Here is a 14,017-nt window from a genome sequence, read left to right on the forward strand (position 1 = left end):
CCGCTCGCCTGCCGGCAGGCCATCCTGAGGAGAGTCTCTTATGAGTGCGACGCTTCTGGTGGAGGACGCGCGAAAACATTTCCCGAGCGGGGACACCGTGGTGCGTGCGCTCGATGGGGTGACGGTCGAGGCGCGGCCGGGGGAGCTGATCGGGATCATGGGGGCGTCGGGCTCGGGCAAGAGCACGATGCTGCTGATCGCAGGGCTTCTCGAGCCGCCGACGGACGGGGCGGTCTATTTTCGCGGGGAGTGCGTGTCGCATCCGGAGGCCGATCTCGACCGGCTGCGTGACTTTCGGCGCCGCAATATCGGGTTCGTCTTCCAGAAGGCGAACCTCATCCCGTTCCTCTCCGCGCTCGACAATGTGGCGCTCGCGCTGCAGATCGACGACGTGCCGGTCGCGCAGGCCCGCGACTATGCGCATGAGCTTCTCGTGGAGCTCGGGCTCGGCCATCGGGTGGACAACCGCCCGGCGCGGCTTTCGGGCGGCGAGCAGCAGCGCGTCGCGATCGCGCGGGCGCTCGCGAACGACCCGCCGCTGATCCTCGCCGACGAGCCGACCGCCGCGCTCGACAGCGTGCGCAGCCGGCAGGTCATGGAGCTCTTCCGCACCATCGCCGACGAACGCCAGGCCTCGGTGATGGTCGTCACGCACGATTCGCGCTCGATCGACCTTTTCGACCGGGTCTACGAATTCTCGGACGGGCGCATCCTGTCCGAGAATCACTCCGCGGCGGCGAGCACCCTCGTCGCGCGCTGACGGTGCCAGCGCCACGCCGTCGCGACGATCGTCGCAAGGTCGGAGTGCGGGGTGAGGTTGTCGCCGAAGAGGGCGCGTGCGGCGCGCACGTCGGCATGGAGGGATGGCGGGTCGCCGGGGCGGCGCGCGCAGAGGGTCGTCGGCACCGTGGCGCCGGTGATCGCCTCCACCATCCGGACGATCTCGCGCACGGAGTGGCCGACGCCGCTGCCGACATTGAGGGTGCGTCCTCGCCGCCCCAGCAGAAGGTGGCGGAGCGATTTGACGTGGATGTCCGCGATGTCGCTGACGTGGACATAGTCGCGCACGGCGGTGCCGTCGGCCGTCGGGTAGTCGGTGCCGAGGATCGGGAGCGGGGCGCCGCCGCCGGTCGCCTGGAAGGCGACGGGGAGAAGGTGGGTCTCGACCGGGCGGTCCTCGCCGATCTCACCGTCCGGATCGGCGCCGGCGGCGTTGAAGTAGCGCAGGATCATCGCCGGGACATTGGTGCGCAGGACCTCCCGCTCGGCGGCGAGCTTCGTCGCCCCGTAGGGGCTGATGGGCGCGAGCGGGGCGTCCTCCGCGATGGGGCCGCGGGGCGCGGCGCCGTAGACGGCGCAGGAGCTTGAGAACACCACCGGGATCGGGCCGTAGGTGCGGGCGACGCTCAAAAGGCGGCGCGTCCCCTCCACATTCACCGCGTGATAGGGCTCCGGATGGTCGTGCGATTCGGCCACGATCGACAGCGCGGCGAGGTGGATGATGCCGACCGGGCGGTGCGCGGCGAAGACGGCGTGGAGGCGGCGCGTGTCCAGGATGTCCCCCGGCTCGAACGCGCCCCATCGCACGGCGTGGTGCGAGCCGGTCGACAGGTCGTCGAACACCACCGGCTTCAGCCCGGCGCGCGCGACCGCCTTTGCGACGTGGCTGCCGATATAGCCGGCGCCACCGGTGATCAGTATCTTTCCCATGGACCACTACCTAAAGTAGTGATCGGCGAGGGTCAAGCCTTATGCGGCGATCCGATGCCGTTCGATCGCGGGCGCGCCGGCGACCTCGGCGATGGCGTTTCGCCAGTGCATCAGCGCCGTTTCCTCGAGGCACTCGCGGTGGCGGGCGAGGCAGGCGTCGGTATATTGGCCCCGGCGCTCCTGCAACCTTTCGGCGAAAGTCGCGAGGCGGTCGCGCCAGATTTCGGGCCTGTCGGACGGGAGGACGATGCCGAGCCCGTACCGCGTCACCTCGGTCGCGACGGCGCCGTCCTCCGCGCCGAGGAAGACGATCGGCCGGCCGACCGCGAGGATCCCGTAGAATTTGGACGGCATGATCAGCCCCTCGCACGCCGGGTCGAGGCTGATGAGGTGGATGTCCGGGACGGAGAGGCTCCGGCTCAGCGCCGCGCGGGGCTGGTAGGGGCGGAAGGCGATGGCGTGCTCGCCGCGCTGCTCGGCGAGCGCGCGGATCCGCCCGAGCCCCTTCCCCCCGCCGATGAAGAGCCATTGGAGGGCGGGAATGTCGCCCGTCCGGGCGATGAGGTCGGCGATGTGGTCGGGCAGATGGGCCCGTCCGAGATTGCCGGAATAGCCGATGACGCAGCGCTCCTCGACGCCCCACTCGCGGCGGAGCGGGTTCTCGTGCGGCGGCACCGGGCGGATCGCATTGTCCCCCCAGTTGGAGAGGATGCGGATGCGTTCGGCCGGGACGCCCTCGGCGATCAGGCGATCGCGCATCGGCGCGTTGAGGACGGCGTTCAGCGCGGCGGCGGAGAGCGACTTGTTGCGAAGGCCGATGAGGAGGCGCCCCGCGCCGCCCCCCAGCCATTTCATCCCGAGCGCGCTCGCGACCTCGGGAAAGAGGTCCTGGCACCAGTTGACGAGGCGCGCGCGGCGGATCGCGCAAACGATCCACGCGCTGACCGAGACGAGCGGCGGATCCGTCTTCGCGAGCACGATGTCGCCGCGGCGGACGGTGGAAAGGAGGGCAAGGAAGGAGGCGATGTAGAAGGTCACATAGTCGATCATGCGGCCGGCGAGGCCGTGCCGGCCGAAGCCCGTCGTCCACACCCGCCGCACCTCGACCCCGCGGATCGTCTCGCGGGCGGGGAGGCGGCGCGTCACCTCGTAGGAGCGGCGGCTTGTCACCACCGTCACCGCCACGCCGTGCGCGACGAGCGACTCGGCGAGGTCCGCGAGCATCTGCGACGTCGCCGACTCGTCGGGCGAATAGAAACGGTTAATTGCAACGACGTGCATGTAAGCACCGGGTGAATGGCGAAATCATTTCCATGCGCGGAGCGGATGGGCTCTCCGGCATGTCATCAATTGCCTTACAGCCTAGTAATGATGCATGGCCGAAATATGTTCTACAATTTACGGTTGCGTGTGTCAATACGCCGATCGCCCCCGCACACACGCACACCAGCCCCGAGGCGCACCGCCCTCGCATGTGAGGCCGCGTCCGATTATGTTGGCGGGAAGAGAAGGGGAGAACGATGGTCACATTGGTCGACCGCACGAAGGTGAGCGCAGCGCCGTCCAACGCGGCGGCCGCCGTCCGGCATCCGGAGAAGGCCAAGCGGCCCGACGCGCCGCTGATGCGCAAACCGGAATGGATCCGCGTGCGCGCGCCCGGCTCGCCGGTCTGGCGCGAGACGCGCGACATCGTCCGCTCCCAGGGCCTCGTGACCGTGTGCGAGGAGGCCGGCTGCCCCAATATCGGCGAGTGCTGGTCGAAGAAGCACGCGACCTTCATGATCATGGGCGACACGTGCACGCGCGCCTGCGCCTTCTGCAACGTGCGCACCGGGCTGCCGAAGGCGCTCGACGCGGATGAGCCGAAGAAGGTCGCCGACGCGGTGGCCGCGCTGGGGCTCGAGCACGTCGTCGTCACCTCCGTCGACCGCGACGATCTCGCCGATGGCGGCGCCCGGCACATGGCCGACACGATCAACGCGATCCGCGTCGCCGCCCCCGGCACCACAATCGAGGTCCTGACGCCCGACTTCCTGCGCAAGCCCGGCGCGCTCGAGATCGTCGTCGAGGCGCGGCCCGACGTGTTCAACCACAATCTGGAGACGGTGCCGTCGCTCTATCTCCAGGTCCGTCCGGGCGCGCGCTACTACCACTCGATGCGCCTGCTCGACCGGGTGAAGCTCCTCGACCCCACGATCTTCACGAAGAGCGGGATCATGGTGGGCCTCGGCGAGGTGCGGAACGAGGTGCTCCAGCTGATGGACGACCTGCGCAGCGCCGACGTCGATTTCCTCACGATCGGGCAGTATCTGCAGCCGTCCCGCAAACACTATCCGGTGAAGGAATACATCACCCCGCAGGCCTTCCAGGCCTACCAGACGATCGCCTATGCGAAGGGCTTCCTGATGGTGTCCGCCTCGCCGCTGACGCGCTCGTCCTACCACGCCGGGGACGATTTCGCCCGCCTCAAGGCGGCCCGTGAGGCACGCGCGAAGGTCGACGAGCGCGCCTGATGCCGCAATTCGACACCACCCGCCGGGTCAAGCACTCGGCCGAGAACATGTTCAGCCTGGTCGCGGACGTGACGGCCTATCCGCAGTTCGTCCCGCTCTGCCGCTCGCTCACCGTGCGGCGGCGCGACACGCTGCCGGACGGGCGCGACGTGCTCGTCGCCGAGATGACGGTCGCCTACAAGGTGATCAAGGAAACGTTCACCTCGCGCGTCGTGCTCGACCGCGCGAACAACATCATCGATGTCAGCTATCTCGACGGCCCCTTCAAGGAGCTGCACAACCGGTGGACCTTCACGCCGGTGGACGAGGCGACCACCGACGTGCACTTCGCGATCCGCTACGAGTTCAAGAACCGGATGCTCGCCACCATGATGGGCTCCGTGTTCGACCACGCCTTCCGCCGCTTCGCGACGGCGTTCGAGGACCGCGCCAACACCGTCTACGGCGTCCCCGCCTGAGGCCGGATCAGGCCGCGCGCTGGCGCCGCTCCGCGGTGGCCGCGGGCCGTGCGGCGGCGACGGGCCGGCGGTTGCGGTAGGCCTGGCGCAGCCAATCGTCGAGATCCTGGTGCTGGCGGTTGCCGAGGCCGGTCGCCTTCAGGAGCGCGCGCAGGGCGTCGGGGTTGGCGCTCTCGAACGACACCCACGCGCAGGACGCGCCCCAGTCGGGCACGCTCAGCTCGGTCGTCGAGGCGATGATCGCGCCGTGGAAGGCGGTGCGGGTGCGCTTCAGGACGCTCGCCTGGACAAGGCCCGGCACGGCGAGCGTGTTGACGAAGGTCTGCGCGCTCCGCCCGTCGAGGTCGCTCTTGTGGAGATGCGCCCCGACATGGCGTTCGAGGAGCGTTACGGACATCCAGTCGAGCGGGAAGGCGGCGTTGAGGAGCGTCTTCTCGATGCGGAAGCCGTCGACGGTCTCCGCTCCGGTCAGCTCCACCCGCTCGCCGCCGATGATGCGCAGGCTCGTCCCCGGCTGGAGGAGATAATGGCGATCCCAGCGCGCCTGGCGCGGACCTTGACGCCACGCGTTCAGGAATGTCGGCGCCGCACTGAAGAAGACACCAAACTGGAAGGGCTCGCCATCTCGCATCGGTGCAACACTCCCACCCGTCAAAGCAGGGAAAGTGTTGCCGATTGCGGTTAATCGCCGGTTGACGCGATCAATCTTCCTTCACGACCGGACGCCGCTCGTCAGAGCCCCACTCCGTCCACGATCCGTCATAGACGGCGGCCGTGGCGCCGGCCTGGTCGAGCGCCATCGCGAGGATCGAGGCCGTCACGCCGGACCCGCACGTCGTGATGACGGGCTTGTCCAGCTCGACCCCGGCCTTCTCGAAGACGGCGCGAACCTCATCGCTCGGCCTGATGTTGCCGTCGGCGTCGAGGAGGGCGGTGAAGGGGACGTTCTTCGCCCCCGGCATGTGGCCGGAGCGCACGCCCGGCCGGGGCTCCGGCACGCGGCCATAGAAGCGGTCGGCGGCGCGGGCGTCGGCGACATTGGCGTCCGCCTTCAGCGCCTTCGCGACGCCATCGCCGTCGGCGAAATATTGCGGCTGCATGATCGCGGTGAAGGTCGCCGGGACGACGTGATGGGCGGGGCCGGTCTCGACAGGGAGGCCCTCGCTCTTCCAGGCCTTGAAGCCGCCCTTCAGGAGCTTCGCGTCGTGGCCCATGACGCGGAACATCCACCATGCGCGCGGCGCGGAGAAGATCGGGCCCTCTTCGTAGACCACGATCTCGCTGTCGTTGGTGACGCCGAGCGCGCCGACCATCTTGCCGAACTGCTCCGCGGAGGGGAGCGTGTGGGGAAGGCCGGTCGAGGTGTCGGCGATCTTGTCGATGTCGAAGCGGCGGGCGCCGGGAATGTGACCGGCCTCGAACTCGGCGTTCGGGTCGCGGCCGCTGTCGGGCATGTACCAGGACGCGTCGAGGACGACGACGTCCTTCAGCCTCTTGCCGAGGTCTTTGGCTGTGATCAGCATCATTCCACCAATGTCAGGCGGACGCGGCGATTCTGCCGGCCCTTCTTCTCGATTTTCGTGACCGCGACCTGGCCGATCTCGGCGGTGGAGGACACGTGGGTGCCGCCGCAGGGCTGGAGGTCCACGGTGCCGATCCGCACGAGACGCACGCGGCCGGAGCCGCGCGGCGGCTTCACCGCCATCGTCTTCACGAGGTCCGGATTGGCGTCGAGCTCGGCGTCGGTGATCCATTCCGTCGTGACGGGATGGTCGGCGGCGATCAGCGCGTTCACGGCGCTCTCGACCGCCTCCTTGTCGAGCGTCGGCTCGGGGATGTCGAAATCGAGCCGGCCCTCGCTCTCGCCGATCTGCCCGCCCGTCACCGGATAGGGCAGCGCGACCGAGAGGAGGTGCAGCGCGGTGTGCATCCGCATGAGGCGATAGCGCCGCGCCCAGTCGAGATGCTGGATCACCGCGGTGCCGACGGGGATCACCCCGTCGACGGTGAGCTGGATCCCGCTCCGGTCCTCGCCATAGCGCGCGTCGGTGACGGGGATCGTCGAGCCGTCGCCGAGCTCCAGTGAGCCGGTGTCGCCCGGCTGCCCGCCGCCCGCCGCGTAGAAGAGGCTGCGGTCGAGGGTCACCGCGCCGTCCGCGGCGGCAGTGACGATGGCGTCGGCGGTCGTGAGATACGCGTCGTCGCGGAAGAGGGGCTCGCTCACGCGCTCACCTTCTCGTAGGGCACTTCGATCAGCGACTTGCGGTCGAGCCATGCCGGCACCGGCAGGTTCTTGGAGCGCAGGAAGGCCGGGTTGAACAGCTTCGACGCGTAGCGGTTGCCGTAGTCGCACAGCACCGTCACGATCGTGTGGCCGGGCCCCATCTCGCGCGCCATGCGGATCGCGCCGGCGACGTTGATGCCGGACGAGCCGCCGAGCACCAGCCCCTCGTGCTTCAGAAGGTCGAAGATGATCGGCACGGCCTCCTCGTCGGGGATCTGGAAGGGCATGTCGACGGGCGCGTCGCGAAGGTTCGCGGTGATGCGGCCCTGCCCGATCCCCTCCGTGATGGAGGACCCCTCGGCCTTCAACTCGCCGCTTGTGTAGTAGGAGTAGAGGGCGGCGCCCATCGGATCGGCGAGGCCGATCTTGACGCTCTTGCTCTTCGATTTCAGCGCCATGCCGGTGCCGGCGAGGGTGCCGCCGGTGCCGACCGCACAGATGAACCCGTCCACCTTGCCGCCGGTCTGCGCCCAGATCTCCGGGCCGGTGCCCTCTATGTGGGCGTCGCGGTTCGCCGTGTTGTCGAACTGGTTCGCCCAGATCGCGCCGTGCGGCTCGGACTTGGCGAGCTCGGCGGCGAGGCGGCCGGAGACCTTCACGTAGTTGTTGGGGTTCTTGTAGGGGACGGCCGGGACCTCGACGAGCTCGGCGCCGGCGAGGCGGATCATCTCCTTCTTCTCTTCCGACTGCGTCTCGGGAATGACGATGACGGTGCGGAAGCCCATCGCGTTGCCGACGAGGGCGAGGCCGATGCCGGTGTTGCCGGCCGTGCCTTCGACGATGACGCCGCCGGGCCGCAGCGCGCCGCGGCGGATCGCGTCGCGGATGATGAAGAGCGCGGCACGGTCCTTCACGGACTGGCCGGGGTTCAGGAATTCCGCTTTGCCGAGGATTTCGCAGCCCGTTTGTTCGGAAGCCTTCTTCAAGCGGATCAGCGGCGTGTTGCCGATGAGGTCAATCATCTGTGCCATGGGCCCTCCTCGTGGGCGAGGCTTAGCGGTCCCCCACCGGCGCGGCAAGAAAGCGGGATGGGGGACGGGTGTCAGACCGAAGCGGCGGCGGGGATGAACCCGTCGCTGCGTGAGATGAGGTCGCGGCCGTCCTCGGTGAGGCGGATGATCGCCTCGCCGTTGGGCATCAGGCCGCGCACGATGAGGCCGCGCTCGAGGGCGCTGTCCCAGGCAAGGACGCGCGGCGCGGCGCAGGACCACGCATCCATCACGTCATTAAAGGGACGGGGTGCATCCGAGAGGGACTGGCAAAGATCCAGGACGAGCGGCTCGACGAACTGAGTCATGACGAAAACACTCCTCGGGTGCCGACGCTCTGTCGGCGACGGTCCCTTGTTATTTCGGTGTCGTCGGGTGGATCGTCAACGAAGGACCTCCTATCACCCCACACGCGTTTGTCCTTATGACTTCAGACGGCACCAAGGAGGGATCCGGATGAACGAGACACCGCTGCGCGCAGGACGCGACGGGCCGAGAATGCCCGAGGGGCGCGGCTATCAGATGCGCGGCAGCGGGGCGACGGTGGTCGCCGTCTCGCCGGAGGCGTTGTGGGCGATCGTGATGGACGAGGCGCGCCTCGCCGCCGCGATTCCGGGCGCCGAGACGCTCCACCGGATCGACGAGGGCGAGCGACGCGCCTACGCCGCCGATGTCGGCATCGGGGTCGGCCGGATCAAAGGCACCTATCATGTGAGCGCCGCCTTCGCGGAGGAGATCGCGCCCGAGAGCCTCGTCCTCTTCGGCGGCGCGAAGGGGCCGTTCGGCAGCTCCTCCGGGGAGGGCTGGGTCGACTTCACCCCGGTCGATGGCGGCACCGCCGTCACCTATTTCTACGCGATCCTGATCACCGGGCTCGTCGCCCGCGTCGGCGGACGCCTGCTCGACGCGGCGGCCGACAAGCTGATCGAGAAATTCTTCGCCCGCCTCGCGAAGTCGATCGTCGCCCAGGGCAAGATCGGCGCGGCATAGGGGCCGCCCCCTCCGCCTTGACGGGCGCGCGCGCCGGTGGTCGGCTTGCCCAAAACAAGAGGGGGGTGACATGCCTCAGATGAAGGGGCCGGGCCTGTTCCTGGCGCAGTTCGCGGGCGACGCCGCGCCGTTCAACACGCTCGCGGGGATCGCCGCCTGGGCGGCCGATTGCGGCTATGTGGGCGTCCAGATCCCGGCATGGGACGGGCGCTTCTTCGACCTCGAGACGGCGGCGCACTCCAAGGATTATTGCGACGAGATCGCCGGGACCTGCCGTGACGCGGGGGTCGAGATCACGGAGCTCTCGACCCACCTTCTCGGCCAGCTGGTCGCCGTCCACCCGACCTACGACGTCGCGTTCGACGCCTTCGCCCCGGCCCATCTCCACGGCAAGCCGGCGGCGCGGCAGGAGTGGGCGGTCGCGCAGGTGAAGCGGGCGGCCGCCGCCTCGCGCCATCTCGGCCTCTCCACCACGGTCTCATTCACCGGCGCGCTCGCCTGGCCCTTCCTCTATCCCTGGCCCCAGCGCCCGGCCGGGCTCGTGGAGGAGGCCTTCACCGAGCTCGCACGCCGCTGGCGCCCGATCCTCGACGTCTATGACGAGGCCGGCGTCGATATCGGCTTCGAGATCCATCCGGGCGAGGACGTGTTCGACGGCGCGACCTTCGAGATGTTCCTCGACGCGCTCGGCGGCCATCCGCGCTGCGGGATCAACTACGACCCCTCCCACTTCCTCCTGCAGCAGCTCGATTATGTCGGCTTCATCGACGTCTATGCCGACCGGATCATGGCCTTCCACGTGAAGGACGCGGAGTTCAATCCGACCGCGCGCCAGGGCGTCTATTCGGGCTTCCAGTCGTGGAAGCACCGGGCCGGGCGCTTCCGCTCGCTCGGCGACGGGCAGGTCGATTTCGTCGCCATCTTCTCCGCCCTCGCCACCATCGGCTACGAGGGGTGGGCGGTCGTCGAATGGGAGTGCGCGCTGAAGGATGCCGAGGTCGGCGCGCGCGAGGGGGCGGCCTTCGTCGCCGATCACATCATCCCGGTGACGGAAGCGGCCTTCGACGATTTCACCAAGGGCGACAGCGACATCGGCGCGGTGCGCCGGATGCTCGGGATCGACTGAATGTCAGGCGGGAGGGCGCCGGAATGCTTCGGCGCCCGCAAGGACGAAGGCGGATTGCGTGACCAACATCACGTCCGCCAGGTGACTGTCGTCACAGAGAAATTCCAAAAACCGGTCCATTTTCATTGTGTCGCCAGCGAGGCGATGACGACGCAAAAATAACGGGGCCGACCATGACGAACTTCATCACCTTCATCACCACCGCCGCCATCGCCGCCTTCGTCTTCATCCCGCAGGAGGCGCACATCTTCGGCTCCCACCTGCCGTCGCTGAAGGTCGTCCTGACCGCGATCGTGCCGTGAGGGCGGGCCGGCCGGAGCCGACCCGCGACATCCTCAGAAGTTGTAGTCTTCCCGCGCCTTGCGCGCTGCCTCGAGGAAGAGGCCGATATCGCTGACGCCGGCGATCAGCCGGGCGCCGAGATCATGAAGCTGGCGCGGGGTGCGGCCGGGGCGAACGATCGACCCGAACATCTTCCCGCTCGCCATCGTCTCCTTCTCCACCCGCTCGCACAGGGCCATCACGTCCGGATGGTCGAGCTGCTCGAGCCGGCCGATCGACCCGGCGAGGTCGTTGGGGCCGAGGAAGAGCATGTCGATGCCGTCGACGGAGGCGATCTCCGAGATATTCTCCACCGCGTCCACGTGCTCGATCTGCGCGATCAGGAGCAGGTCGTCCGCCGCGCTGCCGCGCACATAGTTCGCGATCGTGCCGAAGGACGAGCCGCGAACGATGGGGGCGGCGTAGCCGCGGCGGCCGAGCGGGGGATAGCGGCAGGCCTGCGCGAACGCCTCGGCCTCGGCGCGGCTCCCGATCATCGGGGCCATGATCGAGCGGAAGCCGCGATCGAGGACGAGCTTCAGGAGGACCGGGTCGGCGGTCGGGATGCGCAGGATCGATTCGCCGCCAGCCGCACGGATCGCGCGATCGAGCGTCACCGCGTGGCCGAGGTCGGCGACACCGTGCTCGTTGTCGATGATGATCGTCTTCCAGCCGATATGCCCCGCGGCTTCGACGAGGTCGGCCGAGGCCGCTCCGCTCCACATGGCACAGACGGTTTCGCCCCGCATCATCGCGGCTTTGGTGGCGTTCGGCGACATTTTCGATGGTCCTAAGGTTGGAGGGGATTGCGCGTCACGGACGCGCCGAGACCCGTCGGGGACGGGTCGCGTCGGGGGAAAGGCGGGGCGGGGACGTGTCCCGTCGGGGTCGTGATGGGGGAAGTGTGGCGAGCCTTGCGCGTCACGATGCGGGTGCCATGGGGCGCCGCGTGCGTGCGCGGTGCCGCTCTCGTCGGTGCGTCCGCGCGCGACATCGGCGCTCGTGCCTCCCTGTTCTTGTTTTTTCAAACAAGGGATAGCGAAGGCGCGGCGGATCGGCAATCGCGCACGATAGTGCGCGGTGACGGCTCAGAGCGGGTTGAGCGGGTCGTCGAGGATGATGCGGTAGCGCAGTTCCCCGCCGTCGAGCCAGGAGGAGAGCGAACAGCGCATCCGCATCAGCCCACCCGTCCGGTCGTTCCCGTCGATGGTGACGATCTCAGTCGATTCGTGCGGACGGCCCGAGGCGTCGAGCTCGGAATAATAGTCGGTGAGGAGGCGCGGCCAGTCGGGCAGGAAATCGGTGACGCGCCCGGCATGGAGGCGCTCGGCCGTCACCGCGAAGCGGGTCCGCGCGGCGCGGTTGGAGCGCAGGATATGGCCGTGCGAATCGACCTCCAGCACCGCCGCGAGCGAGGAGGCGGCGACGCGGTCGAACTGGGCGCGGTCGGTCGGCCTGTTCATCGCGATCACCGCGCGGTCCACCTGGTCGGCAACGAGGTGGGCGAGCGCGGCGAGGACGTCGATCTCGGCCTCGGCCGGCGCGGGGCGGGGAGCGTAGTCGAGCACGCAGAAGGCGCCGATCGTGGAGCCGGAGCGCAGCGTGATCGGCACCCCGCAATAGAAGCGGACATAGGGGTAGGAGAAGACGAGCGCGTTGCCGCAGAAGCGGGGGTCGAGCGAGGCGTCCTCGACGATCAGCGGTTGCGCGGCCTCGATGATGTGGGCGGTGAAGGAGGTGCGCTTGCCCGCGTGCGGCGCGCCGCCGGCGTCCCCCGAATCGTCCTCCTCGCCATTGCTCAGCGTGACGACGGCGGTGGGGCTGCGGAAGATATGCTTCGCGATGTTGGTGAGACTGTCGAACTCGCTCGGCCGGTTGAGGGACGAATAGTCGCCAGAGTCCGACCCGTACCCTCTCCTTGGGGAGAGGTCGTCCGTCGAAAACATGTCAACATCCGCCATCGTGACCTTCAACTGCATCGCCAGCACGGCGCCGAGTTGGACGGCAGCCGGCCGCACACAAGGAGAGCGGCGTCGAAGGCCGCGAATGCGTCAGAACGTGATCGACGTTGAGTTGCCGCGGACCTTATCTCAAAAGGAAACCGGTTGGAATCCGCAATTATCGATCTGGTGCACAATTCGAAGGCGATTGTTGAATTCCGTGCAGCGCGGGTCACGACCCGCGCGCACGCACGTCAATGCAGCCGGGCGAGGGTGAAGGCGACGACCTCTTCGAGGATGTCGCGCATGTTCGAGGCGGGGATGCTGCGCAGGTCCGACAGGGCGTCGTCGCCGAATTTCTGCGCCCGCGCCCGCGCGTCGACGAGGGCGCCGGTGTTCTGCACCTTCTCGGCCGCGAGGAAGACGTCGCCATCCTCGACCTTGCTCTGCTCGATGCAGCGCTCCCAGAAGGCGCGATCGGCCGCGTCGCCGCGCGCGTAGGCGAGGAGGACGGGGAGAGTGGCCTTCCCCTCGCGCAGATCGTCGCCGACATTCTTGCCGAGGACGGCCGGATCGCCCGAATAGTCGAGCACATCGTCGATGAGCTGGAAGGCGAGGCCGAGATTGCGGCCGAACGATTCCATCGCCTCGCGATGGCCGTCCGCGCCCGCGATGATCGGGCCGGCACCGGTCGCGGCGGCGAAAAGGGCCGCCGTCTTCGCGTCGATGACGGCCATGTAGTAGGATTCGCCGACCGAGAGATTCTTGGCGCCCGCGAGCTGGCGGACCTCACCCTCGGAGATCGTCGCCGCAGCGTTCGCGAAGAGGGATAGCGCCTCCAGCGAGCCCGCCTGCACCATCAGGCGGAAGGCCTGGCCGAGCAGGAAATCGCCGACGAGCACGCTCGTCTGATTGCCCCAGATCTTGCGGGCCGCGAGCTTGCCGCGCCGCAGGTCGCTCTCGTCGACCACGTCGTCGTGCAGCAGCGTCGCGGTGTGCATGTACTCGACCGCCGTCGCGAGGAGCACATCCGACTCGCCGCGATAGCCGAAGAGAGACGCGCCCGCGAGCGTCAGCATCGGCCGGATGCGCTTGCCGCCGGACTCGATCAGATGATTGGCCACCTCGGGGATCAGAGCGACGTCTGAGCCCGCGTGGCGCAGGATGAGAGCGTTGACCTCCGCCATGCGATCGGCGACGCTTTGCACCAAGCGATCGATACCGGCGGTGGGGGGAGACGCTGCGCTGAGGGACGACGCCGTCACTTATTGCTCGTGCTTCTGTGGCATGGCCGGACCATAGGCGCGGCTCGCCAATGCGGCAAGCGCCTCAATCCGACGCAATGTTGAGATCAATGCCATTTTATCGCCGCACTCTCCCTACGCCGGCCGATCCGACGGCCCGCTTTCACTCCCGACATAAGTCATCCGTCAGCCGAAAGGAGCCCGCGTGAAGGAATTGATGCGCACCAACAACATGGTGACAATCTCCTTCGTGGAAGCCCTTCTGCGGGACGCCAATATCGACCACATGGTGCTGGACGAGAATATGAGCATCCTCGAAGGATCGCTCGGCGTTCTCCCGCGCCGCATCCTCGTCGACGGCGATCGTCTCGAAGAGGCGAAGAGCCTCATGGCCCATGCCGGAATCGCCGACGAGCTCTCCAACAAGCGCTGACGGGGCGCG

General features: G+C 68.3%; 17 protein-coding genes. 7 read left to right on the forward strand and 10 right to left on the reverse strand.

The window, feature by feature from the left end:
• Positions 1 to 40: 40 nt before the first annotated feature.
• Entirely contained in the window at positions 41 to 760 is a 720-nt protein-coding gene (locus DBV35_RS22740; protein WP_108662644.1) for an ABC transporter ATP-binding protein, read from the forward strand.
• Here DBV35_RS22740 and galE read toward each other — a convergent pair.
• Positions 724 to 1,710: a UDP-glucose 4-epimerase GalE gene (gene galE / locus DBV35_RS22745; protein ID WP_108662645.1), complete on the reverse strand. Its 987-nt coding sequence runs from the start codon at positions 1,708 to 1,710 to the stop codon at positions 724 to 726. The two genes, DBV35_RS22740 and galE, sit on opposite strands and share 37 nt — an antisense overlap.
• 39 nt (positions 1,711 to 1,749) lie before the next feature.
• Positions 1,750 to 2,991: a glycosyltransferase family 4 protein gene (locus tag DBV35_RS22750; RefSeq protein WP_108662646.1), complete on the reverse strand. Its 1,242-nt coding sequence runs from the start codon at positions 2,989 to 2,991 to the stop codon at positions 1,750 to 1,752.
• A 239-nt stretch (positions 2,992 to 3,230) separates the two neighbouring features.
• On the opposite strand from DBV35_RS22750, the gene lipA reads away from it, so the two are divergent.
• On the forward strand, positions 3,231 to 4,223 hold the full coding sequence (gene lipA / locus DBV35_RS22755) for a lipoyl synthase (RefSeq protein ID WP_108662647.1): 993 nt from the start codon (positions 3,231 to 3,233) through the stop codon (positions 4,221 to 4,223).
• Complete coding sequence (locus tag DBV35_RS22760) at positions 4,223 to 4,681, forward strand: type II toxin-antitoxin system RatA family toxin (RefSeq protein ID WP_108662648.1); 459 nt, start codon at positions 4,223 to 4,225, stop codon at positions 4,679 to 4,681. Before lipA ends, DBV35_RS22760 begins: the two co-directional genes overlap by 1 nt.
• Before the next feature lie 7 nt (positions 4,682 to 4,688).
• On the opposite strand, the gene DBV35_RS22765 is transcribed toward DBV35_RS22760, so the two are convergent.
• The 5 genes from DBV35_RS22765 to DBV35_RS22785 all read right to left on the reverse strand — a co-directional run bounded on the left by DBV35_RS22765 (position 4,689) and on the right by DBV35_RS22785 (position 8,262).
• On the reverse strand, positions 4,689 to 5,312 hold the full coding sequence (locus DBV35_RS22765) for a hypothetical protein (protein WP_108662649.1): 624 nt from the start codon (positions 5,310 to 5,312) through the stop codon (positions 4,689 to 4,691).
• A gap of 70 nt (positions 5,313 to 5,382) precedes the next feature.
• Positions 5,383 to 6,204 carry a sulfurtransferase gene (locus tag DBV35_RS22770; protein WP_245944034.1) on the reverse strand — a complete coding sequence of 274 codons (822 nt, stop codon included), beginning with the start codon at positions 6,202 to 6,204 and terminating at the stop codon, positions 5,383 to 5,385.
• Positions 6,204 to 6,905 carry an alanyl-tRNA editing protein gene (locus DBV35_RS22775; protein WP_108662651.1) on the reverse strand — a complete coding sequence of 234 codons (702 nt, stop codon included), beginning with the start codon at positions 6,903 to 6,905 and terminating at the stop codon, positions 6,204 to 6,206. Before DBV35_RS22775 ends, DBV35_RS22770 begins: the two co-directional genes overlap by 1 nt.
• Complete coding sequence (locus tag DBV35_RS22780; RefSeq protein ID WP_108662652.1) at positions 6,902 to 7,936, reverse strand: cysteine synthase A; 1,035 nt, start codon at positions 7,934 to 7,936, stop codon at positions 6,902 to 6,904. Before DBV35_RS22780 ends, DBV35_RS22775 begins: the two co-directional genes overlap by 4 nt.
• A gap of 71 nt (positions 7,937 to 8,007) precedes the next feature.
• A complete protein-coding gene (locus DBV35_RS22785; RefSeq protein WP_108662653.1) occupies positions 8,008 to 8,262 on the reverse strand; it encodes a hypothetical protein in 255 nt (84 codons plus the stop codon).
• Between the two features lie 148 nt (positions 8,263 to 8,410).
• On the opposite strand from DBV35_RS22785, the gene DBV35_RS22790 reads away from it, so the two are divergent.
• The 3 genes from DBV35_RS22790 to DBV35_RS31325 all read left to right on the forward strand — a co-directional run bounded on the left by DBV35_RS22790 (position 8,411) and on the right by DBV35_RS31325 (position 10,372).
• The gene (locus tag DBV35_RS22790; protein ID WP_157961916.1) at positions 8,411 to 8,944 is read left to right on the forward strand and encodes an SRPBCC family protein; all 534 of its coding nucleotides are present in this window, start codon (positions 8,411 to 8,413) and stop codon (positions 8,942 to 8,944) included.
• Positions 8,945 to 9,014: 70 nt separating this feature from the next.
• A complete protein-coding gene (locus DBV35_RS22795; RefSeq protein WP_108662655.1) occupies positions 9,015 to 10,070 on the forward strand; it encodes a sugar phosphate isomerase/epimerase family protein in 1,056 nt (351 codons plus the stop codon).
• A 173-nt stretch (positions 10,071 to 10,243) separates the two neighbouring features.
• Complete coding sequence (locus DBV35_RS31325) at positions 10,244 to 10,372, forward strand: hypothetical protein (RefSeq protein WP_281262240.1); 129 nt, start codon at positions 10,244 to 10,246, stop codon at positions 10,370 to 10,372.
• Between the two features lie 33 nt (positions 10,373 to 10,405).
• Here the strand turns inward: DBV35_RS31325 and DBV35_RS22800 are convergent, their stop codons facing one another.
• The 3 genes from DBV35_RS22800 to DBV35_RS22810 all read right to left on the reverse strand — a co-directional run bounded on the left by DBV35_RS22800 (position 10,406) and on the right by DBV35_RS22810 (position 13,518).
• Positions 10,406 to 11,170 carry an HpcH/HpaI aldolase family protein gene (locus DBV35_RS22800; protein ID WP_108662656.1) on the reverse strand — a complete coding sequence of 255 codons (765 nt, stop codon included), beginning with the start codon at positions 11,168 to 11,170 and terminating at the stop codon, positions 10,406 to 10,408.
• Between the two features lie 309 nt (positions 11,171 to 11,479).
• Positions 11,480 to 12,337, reverse strand: coding sequence for a GAF domain-containing protein (locus DBV35_RS22805; protein ID WP_157961917.1), 858 nt, complete (start codon positions 12,335 to 12,337; stop codon positions 11,480 to 11,482).
• 248 nt (positions 12,338 to 12,585) lie between these two features.
• Complete coding sequence (locus DBV35_RS22810; RefSeq protein WP_108662658.1) at positions 12,586 to 13,518, reverse strand: polyprenyl synthetase family protein; 933 nt, start codon at positions 13,516 to 13,518, stop codon at positions 12,586 to 12,588.
• A gap of 262 nt (positions 13,519 to 13,780) precedes the next feature.
• Between DBV35_RS22810 and DBV35_RS22815 the strand changes: the two genes are divergently transcribed.
• The gene (locus tag DBV35_RS22815; RefSeq protein WP_108662659.1) at positions 13,781 to 14,008 is read left to right on the forward strand and encodes a putative signal transducing protein; all 228 of its coding nucleotides are present in this window, start codon (positions 13,781 to 13,783) and stop codon (positions 14,006 to 14,008) included.
• Positions 14,009 to 14,017: the final 9 nt, after the last annotated feature.

It is taken from the genome of Acuticoccus kandeliae, assembly GCF_003073115.1.

Bases quoted from the DNA above. Each gene is read 5' to 3' on its own strand.
- DBV35_RS22740 (WP_108662644.1), top strand. From the start codon at position 41: ATGAGTGCGACGCTTCTGGTGGAGGACGCGCGAAAACATTTCCCGAGC.
- galE (WP_108662645.1), bottom strand. From the start codon at position 1,710: ATGGGAAAGATACTGATCACCGGTGGCGCCGGCTATATCGGCAGCCAC.
- DBV35_RS22750 (WP_108662646.1), bottom strand. From the start codon at position 2,991: ATGCACGTCGTTGCAATTAACCGTTTCTATTCGCCCGACGAGTCGGCG.
- lipA (WP_108662647.1), top strand. From the start codon at position 3,231: ATGGTCACATTGGTCGACCGCACGAAGGTGAGCGCAGCGCCGTCCAAC.
- DBV35_RS22760 (WP_108662648.1), top strand. From the start codon at position 4,223: ATGCCGCAATTCGACACCACCCGCCGGGTCAAGCACTCGGCCGAGAAC.
- DBV35_RS22765 (WP_108662649.1), bottom strand. From the start codon at position 5,312: ATGCGAGATGGCGAGCCCTTCCAGTTTGGTGTCTTCTTCAGTGCGGCG.
- DBV35_RS22770 (WP_245944034.1), bottom strand. From the start codon at position 6,204: ATGCTGATCACAGCCAAAGACCTCGGCAAGAGGCTGAAGGACGTCGTC.
- DBV35_RS22780 (WP_108662652.1), bottom strand. From the start codon at position 7,936: ATGGCACAGATGATTGACCTCATCGGCAACACGCCGCTGATCCGCTTG.
- DBV35_RS22785 (WP_108662653.1), bottom strand. From the start codon at position 8,262: ATGACTCAGTTCGTCGAGCCGCTCGTCCTGGATCTTTGCCAGTCCCTC.
- DBV35_RS22790 (WP_157961916.1), top strand. From the start codon at position 8,411: ATGAACGAGACACCGCTGCGCGCAGGACGCGACGGGCCGAGAATGCCC.
- DBV35_RS22795 (WP_108662655.1), top strand. From the start codon at position 9,015: ATGCCTCAGATGAAGGGGCCGGGCCTGTTCCTGGCGCAGTTCGCGGGC.
- DBV35_RS31325 (WP_281262240.1), top strand. From the start codon at position 10,244: ATGACGAACTTCATCACCTTCATCACCACCGCCGCCATCGCCGCCTTC.
- DBV35_RS22800 (WP_108662656.1), bottom strand. From the start codon at position 11,170: ATGTCGCCGAACGCCACCAAAGCCGCGATGATGCGGGGCGAAACCGTC.
- DBV35_RS22805 (WP_157961917.1), bottom strand. From the start codon at position 12,337: ATGTTTTCGACGGACGACCTCTCCCCAAGGAGAGGGTACGGGTCGGAC.
- DBV35_RS22810 (WP_108662658.1), bottom strand. From the start codon at position 13,518: ATGGCGGAGGTCAACGCTCTCATCCTGCGCCACGCGGGCTCAGACGTC.